Here is a 17,315-nt window from a genome sequence, read left to right on the forward strand (position 1 = left end):
TCTTGATTAAAATATTTTAAATTGTTTCACTCTTAGGCAGGTTAATGGTAATATTAGGTATATACATACAAAATATAATGGAGAGGTGAGTAATAGCGTGAAGAAATACCCTTATAGTAAACAAGTCATAAAAGTTATGTTAGCTACAGCACTTGTGGCAACACCATTTGCTGTGAACATTCCTGTTTTTGGGCCATCCGTAACACAAGCGGCAGAGAATCAAGATGTCGATCAATTAGTTAGCAAATTAGTGAAAGTCAATAAGGAATTGAAGAGCAAGGAAAAAGCTGAGATTAAAAAAGTCAGAAATAACGTTGTTAATTTATCTGATAACCAGTGGGAAACGATTTTAGGGTCCGTACAAGTTGATGAAGAGATCAACATAGATGATGCTGTAAAAGACCTCACACTACTACTTATAACAACAGAAACAGATAAAGAAGTTATCAAAAGTGATATCGGTGAATATAAAGAAGACTATGATGAAACATTCTATGAAATTTTCAAGGGCAATCTTTCCTTTGAAAATCTTTTAGAGATCTTTTCTACTTTTGAGGAAAATGTAAAAGACGAAATTTTAGACTCGATAAAGGCAGGTAATGGTTTTAATATAGAGGAAGCTACGCAAAAGGCTATAAAGCAAACCGCAAAAGACGAAAGTAAATACGATGGGATACTTACAGATAACTTAGGGATTGGAATAGAGGGCTTATTTAATATACAAACGTCTTTAGAAGAAAAAGTCGATCCAGATGGACATTATAAAAATAACATTAAAAACGGGTTGATTCGATCCATTATAGGTTCTGATGATTCCGATTCGGGATCCGGTGGCTCAGGCGGATCTGGAGGAGGTTCCGGTGGCTCTGGAGGTTCTGGTGGCGGCGGAGGTAGTGATACTCCACCGACTGATAGTGATGACGATGACCAAGACAGTGGTGTTGTGGAGTCACCTGACAATGTTACCGAGCCGGAGCAGGTGACTGGCGAAGATGGTGTGGAGCGTGTTATTCATAACGTTGATACCGATAAGCTTACTTCGTTTTTAGATAAGCAGGATAGTATTGATACCATCCGTTTCGCCGTGGAGAAGTCTAAAGGTGCCATGAGCGAGATTCGCCTGCCGATGGAAGCGGTGAAAGCGATTGAAACTAAAGCGGAAGGTTCATTTGTGGAAATTGAAGCGGCTGAAGCTACGGTTCAACTGCCGGTTTCCGCATTGGTTCAAACAGAAGAAGAGGCAGCTATTCGCGTAGCAATCAATGAGACGAAAGCTGGCGCTGATGTATTGGAGAAGAAAGATTTAAATACAAAGACTCCTATCGTCGAGTTTGAAGTCAGTGTCCTTGTCAACGGCGAAGAGAAACCGCTGACTCGTTTTGATAAACACATTGCCCGGACGATCAAAGGGGAAGACACTTTCGATGCGAAGAATTCGGTAGTTCTTCGACTGGATGACGAAAGTGATGACTTTACTGCGGCTCCTACCATAATCAAGGGTAGTAAGGCTACCTTTAAAACACAGCATTTCAGTAAATACGTTGTCGTGGAACATGAAAAGAAATTTGCAGATATCCCGGTTGATTACTGGGCAGAGGATTATTTTGATAAGCTGGCTTCTCGTTTTATTTTCCAGGGACGCTCTGACAACACGGTAGCGCCTGGTGAAGAAATGCGCCGTGCCCAATTTGCGGCTTTAATCGTCCGCTCGCTTGGTCTTTCTGCAGAAGGCGAATATAACGGTGAGTTCACAGACGTTGATGCGGATGACTGGTTCACGGATGAAATTCAACCGGCCATTGAACAAGGCATTATCCAAGGCCGTAAAGACGGTACGTTCGCGCCAAATGAATCTGTTACTCGCCAGCAGGCGGCTGCTATGCTTGCACGCGCGATGGAGATCATTGTTTTTGATCACGGCAAATTAGATAAAGATCGCAGCATTGATTCCTTTACAGACAAAGAGAGAATTGGTGACTGGGCCAAAGACGAGGTTGAACTGTTGATGCAGGCTGGTGTCATTGACGGCCGCGAAAATGGAACGATCTTTGACCCGAAAGTCGGAACAACCAGGGCCCAAATGGCAAAAATGCTTCACGAGTACTTAACATTCGTTGAGTTTATGAATTAATCCATTACAATATAAAAACCCTCCTGACATGGCTGATGTGTCAGGAGGGTTTTTGCATTGTTTAAAGAAGCATTGTTTTTCTATGATGTAACATAAATTGACACTACCGACAATAACGACAACGTAAAGGGGAGTGGTAGTAGTGACATGGAGAAGTGGGGCAAATAGAGACCTCATCAAGCTCATATGGAGTCATGAAAATGTATAGACAGAGAAATAACGACCTCAAAGCAGGCGAATGGAGTCGTGAAAAAGTGCTGATAGAAAAATAGCATCATCATAGGGAGTGAATGAGGCCTTGAAAAACTATCAAATTGAAAACAAAGACGTCATTGGGAGCCTATGACGTTGCATACTAGGTCAGCGGGGGAAATAGAGACACCCTAGTGTCCAAATGGCACTATGAAAAAGTGTTCTCAGCAAAATAGCGACGTCATAGGAGGACAGGGTTCGTCATGAAACCGAATTAACAAAAAAAACTGCCGGTCATAGGTAGACCGGCAGTAATGAGGGGGGAAGGAGAGGAAAGAATTTTAATCCGTTTTTTAGTGGGTTAAAAGGGGATCTCTTCTTCTTGGTGGGAAGGGGATGGGTTTGCGGCAGGCGGTTGTGTCGGTTCGAGAGGAACTTCTTGCGTTGGAGAAGAAGCAGTTTCGGTATGCGTAGCACTTTGAGGAGGATTTAATTTCAAAAAGCGAACCTGGTCTGCATTGACATCAATCACCTGGACACGCTTTTGGTCTTTGTTTTCATAGATTCTACTGTGAATACGGCCATTTATGCCGACGAGCGCCCCTTTGTGACAGTAGGCTGCGGTGTTTTCAGCTTGTTTCCGCCATGTGGTGACCGGGATAAAATCGGCATCAAAATCGCCGTGCATATTACGAAAAGATCGCTGTACAGCTAAGGTGAAATTACACACCGGGGTCCCGTCTTTCGTATAGGTTAGTTCGGGATCACGAGTGAAGCGACCGACGAGCGTTACCTGGTTAAACATAGAAGAGCTCCTTTCGAAAGTGAATGTATTACTTCTGCAGTGGCTGATGAATAAATTCATGGTAAAAGTTGTGTTTTGGAGAGGGAAAGAGGCGGAGTGTTCGGTCAAGCGTCAGCACAGGGTGATTGGGAGTGTCTTCTGGTTGAGGAGTTAGGTAGTCGCGTGCACTGCACCATCGGTAATCATGTAAGTCTGTCACCAACTTTTCCTGTAAAGGGGTGAGGTGGATGTTCCGGCTTGATTCAAAAAAATGTGTTTCGTCTTTTACTAACTCAGCGGCGTAACGACCGTTAAAAACGTGGCCCTTTAAACGGTGGCGACGATTAAAGTACATCGCGTAACCCGTTTGCAGCCGTTGCATAATGATCGATGTTTTTTGGGAAATGGTTTCAAGGAGAAGGTGGATCTCATTTGGGAGAAGGGCATAGGCGTGTACATCAAAATCGCACTCCGCCTTCATTTTTGTGAGAAGATACACGTAGTGGGCATAGTCTTTGTAATCAAGAAAAATCCTTAAATCTCTTACGCCGCGTGCTTTAATATAATAAGTAGTGCCAGGAAACCAGAATTGCTGCTCACGGGGCACGGTGATTACCACCTCTTTCATACGAAGGAAAATAAGAAAGGTAAAAAAGGGGAACTACTTGGGGATGAAACGAATGACACTGGTCCTCCTTTCTTGTAAGTTATCTTAAATATAGCAGATTATTCCAATAAAAACATCTTTATACATGCGGCAATAATATGAGATGTCAGACCTCCCGCAAAATCCCACAATATTTTATAAAGTTCCATCAAATTAATGTCAGCTATTTTTTGACAGGGAGAGTGGCAACGCTATAATGAGAGTAGTGGGAGAGAGTACTGTCTGTATTTCCTTACATAGTAAATTAAATGCTTCAATTGGGAGGAGTCACGACGTGAGAGTTAGAAAAGCAATTATTCCGGCAGCCGGCTTGGGGACAAGATTTTTACCGGCAACGAAAGCCCAGCCGAAAGAAATGCTGCCTATTGTAGATAAGCCAACGATTCAATATATTGTAGAAGAAGCGATAGATTCGGGAATTGAAGATATTATTATCGTTAGCGGGCGCGGAAAGCGGGCCATGGAGGATCATTTCGATAAATCCTATGAATTGGAAGAAACGTTGGCAAAAAAGGAAAAATGGAGCTTGCTGGAAGAGGTACAGGCGATCTCCAACATGGCTAACATTCATTATATCCGCCAAAAGGAACCGCGCGGTCTTGGTCATGCTATCGCTTGTGCGAGCCGCTTTGTCGGTGATGAACCGTTTGCAGTATTGCTTGGGGATGACATCGTTAAATCGGAGACGCCATGTTTGAAACAATTGATTGATACATTTGAGCGTTATCATTCTTCCGTTGTCGGTGTGCAGGAAGTGCCCGATGAGGATGTGTCAAAATACGGAATCGTCTCGCCAAAAGGTAACGACATTGAACCTGGTGTCATCCATTTGCGCGACCTGGTTGAGAAACCCGGCTTGGCAGAGGCACCTTCGAATATGGCCATTATGGGCCGCTACGTACTCCGTCCGGAAATATTCGATATCTTACACAACCTTCCGCCTGGATCCGGAAATGAAATCCAGCTGACGGATGCGATAAAAAAATTAAATGAAACCCAAGCCGTTTTAGCCTATCAATTTGGCGGTGTGCGGCATGATGTTGGTGATAAGTTTGGCTTTATAAAGGCAACCATAGACTTTGCCCTTCAGCGGGATGACTTACGCGAACCGCTTTTGGATTACGTAAAACAAACGCTCGCAGAACAAGACAAGTGAAGCTGAAGCACTCGGAAACAGGGCAGCACGAACTTGCCGAAGATCATAAAAAAAAGGTTCCGACCATCGTTTAGCGATGACCGGAACCTTTTAATTTGCGGTTTTTTACAGTATATGGTCTCGCGGGCTTAGTTCAGAGCCGTCCAAAAGACCAAAATGGGCTAGGCTCCCGCTATTTTTGGTCTTATAAGGCGTTCATAAGACCATTTATTCAGTGAGCGCTCTGGTTGTTGGTCTTATCAAGCGTCCATGAGACCGCTCACGGCTGGACCACCGCTTCTTCCTGTTTTATAAGTGCTTCCCCCACCTGCTGCAATCCATATAAAGGAGATAGGAAGCTTTCTTGCTGTGTTTAATTGACCATGCCGACCGCTACTTTTAAGTTAGCATTTCTTTCGCGGATCGCATCCATCAGGTCTTTGTCTGTTACGTTTTCTTTTTTGGCAATTAAATAGGTGAGCTGGTACATCGTGCCGAGGTTGGTTGTTTCGACCATGTTCAACTGGTGATAGTCCAGATACTCTTCGAAGATATCATCAAAAACATTCTCATAATGCATGTTCTCAGGAATCGTAATTTTTAAAGACTTATAGGAACTTTTAATGCCGCCGTAATCAAAAGCAAAAAGAATATAGATTAACACAGATAAAACGACGGTAAACAAGATCGAGAGCACGTAGAAGCCCAGACCGCAGGAAATACCGGCTGCCATACCGAAAAAGATAAAAGCAATGTCTTTCGGGTCGCTCATGGCGCTGCGGAAGCGGATGATTGAAAAAGCCCCGACGAGACCAAACGCAACCGCAATGTTATTTCCGATCACAATCATAATGATAGCGACAACGACCGACATAATGATGATCGTGTGTACGAAAGACTGAGAGTAGCGCCCGCTCTTATGTGTTTTTTTGTACACGTACGTAATGAATAAACTTAAGACAAAGCTAAGTATTATAGCTGCGAGTCCTTCCACTACAGCAGCTTTCGTCGTTAAGTCTGAAACGTTGCTGATTTCATCCATAAACTGGCTCATTCGATATTCTCCTCAACATTAAAATAAGGGATGTTTTAACAAAAAGTAAGCAGAGCCAGCAGGATAGGCTGTAACTCTGCATTCATACTACTATACAAACATTGTCCCTAACCTGTCTAACTTCAACCATATTATATTATAGAGAGAACGCGGCTTTCTAGCAACAGGCACTTTCTTAGCACACGCGCTCAATTAGATAATCATCGAGGGGGCAGGTGTTTTCTTTTGCTGCGTTCCGGCTGCACCATGAGACGCCAGCTCTTCCATGAGATCGATACTCGTGCAGAACTTAGAGACGCTCTGCCGCGGGCACTCAAAGTCGCTAAGCAATCTTGCCAGCCAGAAAGGAACGCTTTGCGAAACTTTTACTTCCATCACAACCAGGTTTGGATCCACGAAGTGAATGCCTTCAGGTCCGTCTTCAATCCGCAGATTATTATCCCGTGCCATTAGATTATAATCGAACGTAACCCGGAGATCGGAGTCCTCTACTCCGTGAAAGGCTTGACGGTCATAGCTGACAACGACGCGGGGAGTTAGGCTGTACAAGGAACGAAATGCTTCTGCCTCATTCATAATTTGCAAGTTGGAAGGTTGATACATATCTAACGGTCCGCTTTTGTTATCTGCTTTCAAATATTCATAGGCATCCGCCAATTTTAATTTGGTCCGCCTTTTGTTAACAACTTTGTTGAATTTCTTCTTCACTTCTAAAAAAGAAGGGCTGTCCAAAGTGGCGTTATCATAAACACGGAGACGCAGCTTTTGGCGGAACCGCAGTTTATTACGAGTTTCATAGTAAATTTTTTTGTCGTCTGAATCGAAATAAAGACTGACAATGTTATAGCAGCCGAAACCATCGCCAAATTTATCGTACCTCATTTTATCGCCTGTTGTAAGTTCTTTGGCAATCGCTTTATATTTATCAAATGGGATTAAATACTTTAATTCATACCGTTGAAAAATCTCACGCGCCTGCACGCCCTTCACCACCTTCTCATCTATTTTCTTCACATTGTTTTCATTATATCACTTGCAGGAGACGAATGTCATCGCATAGGTTGTTTCCAATTCAAGTGAAGAAAACTGTCTGAAATAGCGTCATTCTGCTATAATAAGTCTGGTCTATTTTTTTTGACTAGGGAAAGAGAAAGGCAGGGACCTAGTATTGTCTACTAGCAAAAGTAAAAAAGTGACAGCACTGCTGCTGATACCTATTGCACTGGCTATCGGGATCGTAGCATTTTATATTTCAAATGAGAGTGATGTACATTTTATGGATGAAAACTTAGAACTCGCTGTTCGGGAAGCGTTGGATAAGAAAAAAGGAACATTGAGGCGGGAGGATTTACAGCAGATTGACTCCTTGGATTTAAGCCATAGAGGTATAGAGTCACTGGAGGGGCTGGAGGATTTTGTTACCCTTCGAGACCTGAATCTAGAAGGGAATCGAATTGACAACATCGAACCGCTTGCCGATCTTGTTTATTTAGAACATCTGAACCTTCGTGATAATCCGATCAAAAAGGTCGATGCACTGCAGCCTCTAAAGCGAATGCAAACCTTAGATATCCGCGATACTCGAATTAAGGATGTGGAGCCGCTTTCAGAGTTGGTATTGTTAACAGATCTTAACATTCGTGGCAATCGGATTGAGTCTTTACAGCCGCTTGCGAACATGGAGCAATTACGGGTACTTAATGCCCGGAACAATAATATTAAAAATATCAACGTGCTTCGTAAGCTAACGAAATTAGAAGATGTGAATCTCCGTAATAATAGGATAGAAGACTTTTCCCCCATTCTCTCGTTGCCGCATTTACATAAACGACTGTATGTGACTGGTAATCCGGGAGTGGATTTGGAAGATTTTGTTCCTCTGTATGACCAGATTGAGAAAATGGATATTGATGCACCTGACCTTGCCGTTGTGTTTAACAAAAAGGGCGGGCAATACGAATCACCCCAAACGATCCAGCTCCGACAATTAATTGGTGCCGAGGGAACAATTCGATACACACTCGATGGCAGTGAACCGTCGGAAGAATCTAGAGAATATACAAAACCAATTACCGTTAAAAAGCCAACTGTAATAAAAGCTAAATTTTTCGATCGCTATGGGAATCCCGGACAAACGAAAGGGAATACGTATGTGATCGGGGAAAAAAGTACAATCCCGGTTGTATCGATTTCAGCAGACCCGGAGCACTTTTTTAATGAAGCGACTGGCATATACGCGCAAGGTTCTCAATACGATGAAAGCGCAGAGACCCCGGAGGAGACCGCTAACTACGCGCAAAGCGGTGACTTTTGGGAAAGGGAAGCAAGTGTGGAAATATACGCCCCGGATGGTACAAACATGATCCATCAACAGGCCGGCGTCCGAGTGCACGGGAACACGAGCCGCTATTACCCGAAAAAATCGTTCCGGTTGTACGCCCGATCTGACTACAGTTCGGAAAATACATTTAGTTACCCTCTCTTTCCGGGGGAGGAAGAAAATGAATACAATCGCCTTCTCATTCGGAATTCTGGTAACGACTGGGATGAAACGTTATTCCGGGATGCTTTCTTACAAGAATTACTAACAGGGTTCGACGTAGAAAAGCAGGCATTCCGGCCGGTAAACCTTTATTTAAACGGGAAATATTGGGGCGTTTATAATTTGCGTGAACGGATTGATAAGCATTATTTTGAGTTTAAATATGGCGTTAAGGAAGAAAACCTGGAGTATTTAGAGAATAATGCCAGTGTACGAGTTGGGGATAATCGTCATTATCAGAAGATGCTTGATTATATCGAACATAACGACATTACAGACCCGCAAGTGTATGCGCAAGTAACCGAACAGATGGATATGAAGAACTTTATCGATTACAACATTGCGGAGATTTACACGAGAAATTTGGACTGGCCGGCCAATAACAACCGCTATTGGCGGGAGAAGCCGAACGGGAAATGGCGTTGGACTATTTTTGACCTTGACTTCGGTTTTGGCCTCAAAGGAGTGGATGAAACGGTTGCTCACCATACTCTCGATTTTGCGACAGCGGAGGGGGGGCAGAGTTGGCCGAACCCGGACTGGGCCACTTATTTGTTAAGGACATTATTGAAAAACGAGGAATTCCAGGCTCAATTTATGGGAACGTTCTCCCATTACTTGAACACGAATTTTAATGAGAAACGAGTCACCGAGTTATTAGACGAGTTTGAAGCGATGTATGAACCAGAAATGGCCCAAAATATAAAACGTTGGGGCGAACCGGAATCGCTTGAAAAGTGGAAGAAAAATATCGACGTAATGCGGAAATTTGGCAAGGTACGTGACGATTATATGTACGCCCATTTAGTCGATTACTTTGGCTTGTCAGGGCTAACCGAACTCACTTTTTCTGTTGAAGATGGACACCGCGTACAAGTATACGGAGAAGACGTACCGGTGAAGGATGGAACGTGGACAGGAACCTACACCGCTGATACACCGCTTGAGGTCCGCGTGGACGGCAAGCCGGCGATTCTTGAGTCCGCCAGTAAGAAAGTTGACATCAAGAGACAAAATCGCTTTTCGGTCTCGGAAACAGGGGATGCCGAAATTACGATCTCGGACAACAGCGGAGAAGCGATTGGCACGATCCAAGCTGTTGGCATTCCGATCCCGAAAGACACGATTCGTCTACGTACAGGTGAGAAACTTAATTGGACGAAGAAAGTAAGCAAGGAAGGCGCTTATGCTTCTATCAGCAATCCTGCACTTGGAAAAATAGAAAAGGGCACTTTCACTGCTGAAAAAGCCGGAGAAGGATTGCTCACCATCCATAATAAAAAAGATGAAGTGATCGCTATGGCGCGCTTACACCTTATAGATCCAGCAACAGAACCACGTGTGTACAACGATGGCCACCCAGCTGCTCAATACGCGGGTACGTGGGAGGAAAGCGCAAATGACCGTCATTTTGAAGGCACGGCTTCCTTCAGTGAGACTGCAGGAGATACAATCACGATCTCTTTTGAAGGGACAGGTATACACTGGTACGGCTATACCGGTCCAACTCAGGGGATAGCCGCTGTTGAAATCGACGGCAAACAGACGGAAGTAGATACATTTTCCGAAGAAGCAGCTTTTCACAAGGACATTTTCACTGCAGATGGACTTACAGATGAGGAGCATACGCTGACCATTACCGTGACAGGGAAGAAAAATGAGAAGTCATTAGGAGAGCGAATTCATCTGGACAGCTTTGAGGTGTTGAAAGAATAGAAAATGAGAAGGCCTGCCGAGGAAGACGGCGGGTCTTTTTTTTGTGTCTATGAATCTCTCTATCTTTTTTCCTAACTTATTTTTGTTTGATTGACACCATCCGACACGTGACATATTCTTACAAGTAGGTTCATAGTTTTTATTACATAGGGAGAGGGTTCATACATTATGACAGTAAAAAGCAAACTAAACCGCGGGATTATCTCGGTTGTCTCGATGTCGCTTTTTTTTGCAGCGACACACGACAGTGACGCCGCTTCATTTGAAGTAAGTCCGGGGGTTACCTATGAAAATGATCGGGGTACGGGAGCTGATATAGTAAAAGTAGATTTAACGAATGAATACAGTCAGCTGGATGTAAGTATACCTGAACCGTTAAACAGGCTGCAAACAACTTCGCAACAAGCAAAAGCAGCTACGAGGGAAGGCCATAGAGTGACCGGCGCTATTAATGCTTCTTTCTTTGATATGGGTTCTGGCTCAAGCAAATTGCCATTTAGTATTATTACGAAAGAAAATGAGATTATTAGTTATGGACGAGTTTCTAACGGCCGCCACCATTACCGGAGTGAGCCGATTGTGTTCGGGCAGCGTGCGAATGGGAAGGCGTCTATCGGAGAGTATAAAGCGAACGTTTCTGCGAAAGTGAATGGAAAAACGGTCTCCATCAACAACATTAATAGTGATCGGCTTGATAATGAAGCTGTCTTATTTACTCCCTCTTACATAAACGAAAGAACGGGCACAAACCAATACGGAATGGAGATTGTCGTAGAACGTGCTTCTGGCAACCCAGGAAGCTTTTCCTTCGGTGATGAAATGAGCGGCACGGTTACAGCGGTCCATGATTATGACGCACAAGGCAACAATCGCATTCCGAAAAACGGCTTTATCATCTCAGCTCGCGGGACAAAATACAGCCAGCTTGGTGATGTGAAAGTAGGGGATACGATTTCGGTCAGTGCCTCCATTAATGACCGTTGGAAAGATGCCTCTTTCATTATCGGAAGCGGCCCCCAGCTCGTTCAAAACGGAGAAGTTAATATTACCATGGATCCAAGCAGCTGGCGTTTTACTGCCCAGACAGCCCGGACGGCGGTCGGCGTAGATGCTTCTGGGGAACGCGTGTTTATGGTCACAATGGATAAAGGAAACATTCGTGATTTAGCCCGCTACATGAAAAAAATCGGCGCTCATAGTGCGTTGAACTTCGATGGCGGCGGCTCCACCACCCTGGTCGCCAGAAAGCATGGCGATGAATTTGCGACGGTGATGAACAGATTATCGGCTGGCCGTGAGCGTGCGATTTCATCTACCCTTCAAGCCATCAGCACCGCACCAACGTCAGAATTGTCCCGCCTTGTGTTGGCAACCAACCGTAACGGCTCCCTGGATGTCGGGGAAAAAATGAAGCTTTCTTTCATGTACGGAATGGACGAACATTATAACCGTGTAAATGTGAATGCCAGTGATATCAGTTGGACAGTCAGTAATGATATCGGCACGATGGAAGGCAATGTTTTTGTTGCAGAGAAAGAAGGAGAAGGCCGCATTCAAGCCTTGTATAAAGGCAAGCAAGTCGGCTCAACAGCAGTGAAGGTGACGAAACCGTCTCTATTTAAAGACGTCGGAGCTGACTATTGGGCGGCGAATGAAATTGAATATTTAGCAGAACGGAATATCGTAGGCGGATATGATGACAAAACATATCGTCCCAGTACGCAATTAAAACGTTCGCAAGCTGCAAGTATGTTGGCTAGGGCTTTTGATTTAAAGCTTGATAACCGTCCGGCCCCTGACTTTGTGGATGTTGCGGAAGACTTTCATGCGTACAAGGATGTAGCCGCCGTAGCTGATGAAAAACTAATGCGAGGCAATGGCGAGAAGTTCCGGCCAAATGGTGAACTTACCCGAGCGCAGATGGCGGTTATTCTGACCCGTGCTTTTGACTTGACAAGTGACTCGACGAACAGCTTTAAAGACGTGGATGCTGACTACTGGGCTTATGAAGAGATTGAGGCATTAGCAGCTCACGGTATCGGACGCGGCAGCAACGGCCAATTCCGTCCGGGAGAAGCGGTCACACGCGCACAGTTCGCAGTCTTTATGAAACGTGCACTCGAAGATTTACAGTAAAAAAACTGGTCCTGCGTTGACAGGACCAGTTTTTTTATGATTGTTTTTGAACAGGATATGCTTTCCAGCGGCTTAGATCCGTATTTTCTTTTTGGACAAGCTCCTTAGGAAATATAAACGTCCAAGGTTTGCTCGTATTGGCTTTCACTTCAAAATTCTCCAGAGTGAAGCCGCCTTTAGCGACTAACTCACCTTGGGCATCCTCGACTTGCAGAGGAATTTGTTCGAGTTTGATATTTTTCTCATTCCCATTTCGGATCAGCATCGTAACGTGCAGGCTGCCGTCTTCTTTCTGACTGGCTTGCAGCCCCATGAAATTAACTTCACCTGGCTTTGGAGGGGTTAATTTCTCGACCATGTCGTGTAGCTTATTTTTATCCTTTTCTGCCAGTGTCTGTTCCCAGCTGTTTTCCAGTTCCAGGCTGTGTTTCCGGGAACTTGGTTTTAGTTGAAATGCAAGTTTCCAGCCTGTTTCCGGGAGCTGCGTAGTGAAGAGGTCTTGATTTGTAAAGACGACATTCCAAGGACGACTGCTTCGCTTCGGAATCGTACCGGCTTCCGAGAGGTCGACGGTTTTGCGTCCGAGTACTTTATCTTCTGCGTCAAGCAGAACGAGTGTCGTTTCCCGAAGTGTAATAGATTTATCCAAACTATTGCGGATAAAGGCGGTTACCTGGTAATCCCCTTCTTTTTCCTCCTGCAGGCTGATCCCATACAGGGAAATTTGGTTCGGTAAAAGCGGTGGACATTCCATGTTCAAAAACTGAAAAGAGTATTGGTCTTCCTTTGAGATGGTCCATTCTGGATGAATAGATAATTCCGTGTTAATCTCTTGCTCTGCTTTAGTCGAGTCACTTGTTTCATTTAGAAGTTCTTCGGAAGAAATAGTTGTTTCATTCCCTTTTAATTTCGGGTTTTCATTGTCTTTTTTTCGGAAAAAAGGAAGCATTACTGTTTCACCTCTTCTTCTGACATTAGTGGTCTCAATAATTTGGATAGATGAACGGAAGCATCTTGTTCAATCATTTCGTACATCCGTGTAAATAACTCGAAGCCCTCGCGAGTGTAAACACGCATCGGATCTTCCTGGCCGTAGCTTCGTAAACCGATTCCTTCTTTCAAACGGGACATTTCTTCTAAATGACGGAGCCAGTGACGGTCGATTGTAGCAAGCAGCACTTTGCGAGCTTGGTTTTGGACACCGCTTTTCTCCTGGAAGCTATTTATTTTCTCTAAATACTCTTCGGTTTGTTCTTCTACCTCGTCGAGCACATCACGGCGGTTCTCGGTATTCTTGGAAATTTTAACAGGGGGTACCGTAATAATGTGAGCCAGACGGCTTTCCAGTTCTGTAATATTCCATTCTTCTGGCAGATACTCATCCCCACAGTAAGCTTCGACCAGTTTTTTCGTACTTGATTTGACCATATCCATCCACAATGCGAGTGGATCTTCTGTTTCCAACACTTTATTACGCAAGGTGTAAATGACATTGCGCTGTTCATTCGAAATGTCATCAAGCTTCAGTGTGTATTCACGGAGAGACAGATTAGCATTTTCACACATGCGCTGGGCTTGGTTGACGATATCCTGGGCTTCCTCATTCTGTACAACTCCGCGTTCATCTGTTTTTAACTTCTCGTGAAGCTTCTCGATATCTTCCCTTCCGAAGCGGAGCAGCATTTCGTCTTCAAGGGAAATGTACATCTGCGTCTCACCAGGATCTCCCTGACGGCCCGAACGTCCTTTTAACTGGTTGTCAATACGACGGCTCTCATGCCTTTCCGTACCGAGCACGAACAGTCCACCGGCTTCTGCTGCCCCTTCACCGAGCATAATATCCGTCCCGCGGCCTGCCATATTGGTTGCGATGGTGACCTGTGATTTTTGCCCGGCAAGTGAAATGAGTTGCACTTCTTTTTCCACACTTTTGGCATTTAAAAGTTCATAAGGTATGTTTTGTTCATCCAAGTAACTTGCCATCGTTTCAGATTGAATGATGGAAGAGGTTCCGATTAAAACCGGCTGCCCTTTTTTAAATCTGCTTTCGACTTCCGATGCTACTGCCTTATACTTGTCCGCTGCAGTGGCAAAGATCACGTCATCACGGTCTTCGCGAATACGTGGTTTATTTGTAGGAATTTGGATAACGTTCATCCCGTACAGGTTACGGAACTCTTCTTCCTCCGTTTTGGCAGTTCCTGTCATTCCGGAAAGCCGCGGGTACATGCGGAAATAGTTCTGGATCGTAATTTGCGCCTGTGTTTTGTTTTCCTCGGTAATTTCCAAGTTCTCTTTGGCTTCTAACGCTTGGTGAAGACCGTCACTGAAGGAGCGTCCATCCATAATACGGCCGGTGAACATATCGACAAGCTTGATTTCACCTTCTTGAACGATGTAATCGACGTCAAGCTTAAACATAACCCGGGCCCGGAGCGCCTGCAGAACAAAATGATATAACGTATGGTGCTCGAGGTCATAAAGATTATCAATTCCAAAGGCGCGCTCTACTTTCGTAATGCCGTGATCGGTTAAACTAACAGATTTGGAAATAGGATCATACAGATAATCTTTGTCCGCATCAAAACTGCGAGCCATTTTGGCACATATTTGATAGAGACTTGGGTTTACTTGCGTTTTCCCCGCGATGATTAAAGGGGTTTTTGCTTCATCAATAAGAACACTGTCAATTTCGTCAATGATCGCAAAGTGGTAAGGACGCTGGACTTTTTCGGCTAGGTTATACACCATGTTGTCCTTTAAATAATCAAAACCAAACTCATTTCCGACCCCGTAGGTGATGTCGGCTTGATAAGCTTTTCGTTTTTCGTCGGAAGCAAGCCTAGGGACATTGAGCCCGACTGTAAGGCCAAGAAACTCATGGACTTGGCCAATCAGTTCCCTGTCACGGCGAGCAAGGTATTCGTTGACTGTAATAACATGAACCCCTTTGCCGGTAAGCGCTTGTAGATAGCTTGGCAGAGAGGCGACCAGTGTTTTACCTTCACCTGTCGGCATCTCAGCGATATCACCATCATTTAACGTCATCCCGCCTAATAGCTGGACGTCATAATGACGTAGGCCGAGGACACGCTTTGACGCTTCTCGGATAACGGCAAACGCTTCTTCTTTTAATTTATCGAGTGCTTCCCCTTTATCAAGCCGATCCCGGAATTCGGCGGTTTTCGCCTGTAGGGATTCATCGGAAAGACTTTCCATTTCTGGTTCTAATTTATTGATTCTCTCAACTGTTTTATTGTATTTTTTTAAGCGGCGCTGCTGTTCATCGCCGATAATTTTTTTAATCGAAGCAATCATGTCTTGTCTTCTCTCCTTATCCATGACTGGATTCTATGAAGTTACCTGTATAGTATAGCATTTTTGTACAGATGATTTCACTAGCCTGTCAGAAAAAGTGATTGTAGAGAAAGAGGAGGGTTCTCTATAATAGAGATAGAAGTTTAAGAAGAGGGGGAAGGTAGAATGAGAAACTGGTTGGCTCTATTCGTTGTCCTGCTTGGTGCGTTGTTTGTGAGCGGTCAAGTGTTTGCAGCGGACAGTGATAGTGGGGCTCCGTTTGCGGAAAAATTAAGTTTCAAAGAAAAAAAGGATCTCTTGACGGAAGCAGGGATTAAATATGATATCCCGCCGGAAATACTAAAGGCGATCGCTTATCAAGAAACGGGTATGATGCAATTTGAGAAGGACGGAAGCCCGGTAATGAACCGCAACGATGACGGCGGTGTTGGCATGATGCAAGTAACGCTGGGTGAAGAGGACTTGGCGAAAAGAGAAATAGATATGGAAAAACTGAAATATAACACGGCCTATAACATCGAGATGGGCGCGAAACTATTAAATGAAAAATTCGCCTGGTCGGGAAACATTATTCCAAAAGTGAATGATGGCGACCGTCACAAGTTGGAAAACTGGTATTTTGCCGTGCTCGCCTACAACGGCCTGGATCGTCGCAATGATCCGGAGAACGCTGCTACCTATCAGGGCAGCGTGTACGAAACAATCGCGTCTCGTAATTTAATCGACATGGGGGATCTGCCGAAGTTCGAGCCTTATTACAAGGATGATGAGAACCGGATGCGATTTGCCGAGGAAGATATGCATATTGTGACTGAAAAGCAGACACCTTCCACGCAGATGTTTCAAAACGGGGAGCATGTATATAGTTTTGCGGAAGAGCCAGGCTCAACTATTAATTTTAGGGTAGGGCCATCTGTAACGGCCAGAAAAGTCGGGGATGTGCCTTTGTACATGCCGTTGACGGTAGAAGGGGAGCTGCAGCACGATAACAGCCGGGACAATCATTTCGGCTTTTATCCGTTTCATTATGCTGATATTCACGGCTACATGGCAAGTTCTTATGTTCGGGAAGGAGAAGTTACCCCCTTTTATGATGTGAGAAGGCAGGAAGTTACAGAAGCAGTCGGCTTTCTTGAAGTAAGAGATATTATCAGCGGATACCCGGACGGAACGTTTCGTCCTAATGAACCAATCTTACGCAGACATGCTGCTTCTATGCTAGCCCAAGCTCTTCACTTAAAAGCCGATAAATCGTACCAATTGAAAGCAACGGATATGGATACTGGTGATCTCGGTTACAATGCTATGAAGACTATGGAATACCACGGTTTAATGACAGGAAGCGGCAGCAAGATTCGCCCTAATGAAAACATGACAAGAGCGCAAATGGCCTCTGTGCTGACAGAAGCCTTTAAAGAAAATTTGCCTGCAAATCCAGATGCCCATGAGTTTGCTGATATTTCGGGTGATTTTTGGAACTATGAGGCGATTAACACGTTATACCAAAGCGGGCTGACGAATCAGGATCCTTACCGTCCCAATGAAACAGTCACCCGTTCTCAGTTTGCACTCTTCTTAAAACGTGCTATGACAATGGAATAATGAAAAACAAGCGGCTGCAACCACAGAAAAGGACACGT

Annotated in this window: 11 protein-coding genes; 5 read left to right on the forward strand and 6 right to left on the reverse strand. The window is 44.4% G+C overall.

Annotated features, from left to right (window positions below; genetic code table 11):
• The first annotated feature begins 97 nt into the window (after nucleotides 1–97).
• Nucleotides 98–2,131 carry an S-layer homology domain-containing protein gene (locus LOR49_RS17595; RefSeq protein ID WP_240374347.1) on the forward strand — a complete coding sequence of 678 codons (2,034 nt, stop codon included), beginning with the start codon at nucleotides 98–100 and terminating at the stop codon, nucleotides 2,129–2,131.
• A gap of 553 nt (nucleotides 2,132–2,684) precedes the next feature.
• Here the strand turns inward: LOR49_RS17595 and LOR49_RS01555 are convergent.
• Nucleotides 2,685–3,128 carry a single-stranded DNA-binding protein gene (locus tag LOR49_RS01555; RefSeq protein WP_275899447.1) on the reverse strand — a complete coding sequence of 148 codons (444 nt, stop codon included), beginning with the start codon at nucleotides 3,126–3,128 and terminating at the stop codon, nucleotides 2,685–2,687.
• A 28-nt stretch (nucleotides 3,129–3,156) separates the two neighbouring features.
• Entirely contained in the window at nucleotides 3,157–3,714 is a 558-nt protein-coding gene (locus LOR49_RS01560; protein ID WP_240374352.1) for a transposase, read from the reverse strand.
• A 334-nt stretch (nucleotides 3,715–4,048) separates the two neighbouring features.
• Between LOR49_RS01560 and galU the strand changes: the two genes are divergently transcribed.
• A complete protein-coding gene (galU, locus tag LOR49_RS01565; protein WP_240374355.1) occupies nucleotides 4,049–4,930 on the forward strand; it encodes a UTP--glucose-1-phosphate uridylyltransferase GalU in 882 nt (293 codons plus the stop codon).
• A gap of 352 nt (nucleotides 4,931–5,282) precedes the next feature.
• Here galU and LOR49_RS01570 read toward each other — a convergent pair whose 3' ends face one another.
• Nucleotides 5,283–5,963 (reverse strand): DUF4956 domain-containing protein, encoded by a 681-nt coding sequence (locus LOR49_RS01570; RefSeq protein ID WP_240374356.1) that lies wholly within the window; start codon nucleotides 5,961–5,963, stop codon nucleotides 5,283–5,285.
• Between the two features lie 192 nt (nucleotides 5,964–6,155).
• Nucleotides 6,156–6,944 (reverse strand): VTC domain-containing protein, encoded by a 789-nt coding sequence (locus tag LOR49_RS01575; RefSeq protein WP_240374357.1) that lies wholly within the window; start codon nucleotides 6,942–6,944, stop codon nucleotides 6,156–6,158.
• Between the two features lie 187 nt (nucleotides 6,945–7,131).
• On the opposite strand from LOR49_RS01575, the gene LOR49_RS01580 reads away from it, so the two are divergent.
• A complete protein-coding gene (locus LOR49_RS01580) occupies nucleotides 7,132–10,221 on the forward strand; it encodes a CotH kinase family protein (RefSeq protein WP_240374358.1) in 3,090 nt (1,029 codons plus the stop codon).
• A 168-nt stretch (nucleotides 10,222–10,389) separates the two neighbouring features.
• Nucleotides 10,390–12,357, forward strand: coding sequence for an S-layer homology domain-containing protein (locus tag LOR49_RS01585; RefSeq protein WP_240374359.1), 1,968 nt, complete (start codon nucleotides 10,390–10,392; stop codon nucleotides 12,355–12,357).
• 34 nt (nucleotides 12,358–12,391) lie between these two features.
• Here the strand turns inward: LOR49_RS01585 and LOR49_RS01590 are convergent, their stop codons facing one another.
• Both LOR49_RS01590 and secA2 read right to left on the reverse strand, forming a co-directional pair.
• Nucleotides 12,392–13,306: an accessory Sec system S-layer assembly protein gene (locus tag LOR49_RS01590; RefSeq protein WP_240374360.1), complete on the reverse strand. Its 915-nt coding sequence runs from the start codon at nucleotides 13,304–13,306 to the stop codon at nucleotides 12,392–12,394.
• Nucleotides 13,306–15,675 (reverse strand): accessory Sec system translocase SecA2, encoded by a 2,370-nt coding sequence (gene secA2, locus LOR49_RS01595; protein WP_240374361.1) that lies wholly within the window; start codon nucleotides 15,673–15,675, stop codon nucleotides 13,306–13,308. Before secA2 ends, LOR49_RS01590 begins: the two co-directional genes overlap by 1 nt.
• Nucleotides 15,676–15,840: 165 nt before the next feature.
• On the opposite strand from secA2, the gene LOR49_RS01600 reads away from it, so the two are divergent.
• Nucleotides 15,841–17,277 carry an S-layer homology domain-containing protein gene (locus LOR49_RS01600; protein WP_240374362.1) on the forward strand — a complete coding sequence of 479 codons (1,437 nt, stop codon included), beginning with the start codon at nucleotides 15,841–15,843 and terminating at the stop codon, nucleotides 17,275–17,277.
• The last annotated feature ends 38 nt before the right edge of the window (nucleotides 17,278–17,315 follow it).

Source organism: Bacillus piscicola, assembly GCF_022458745.1.
Classification (GTDB): domain Bacteria; phylum Bacillota; class Bacilli; order Bacillales; family Marinococcaceae; genus Alteribacillus_A; species Alteribacillus_A piscicola.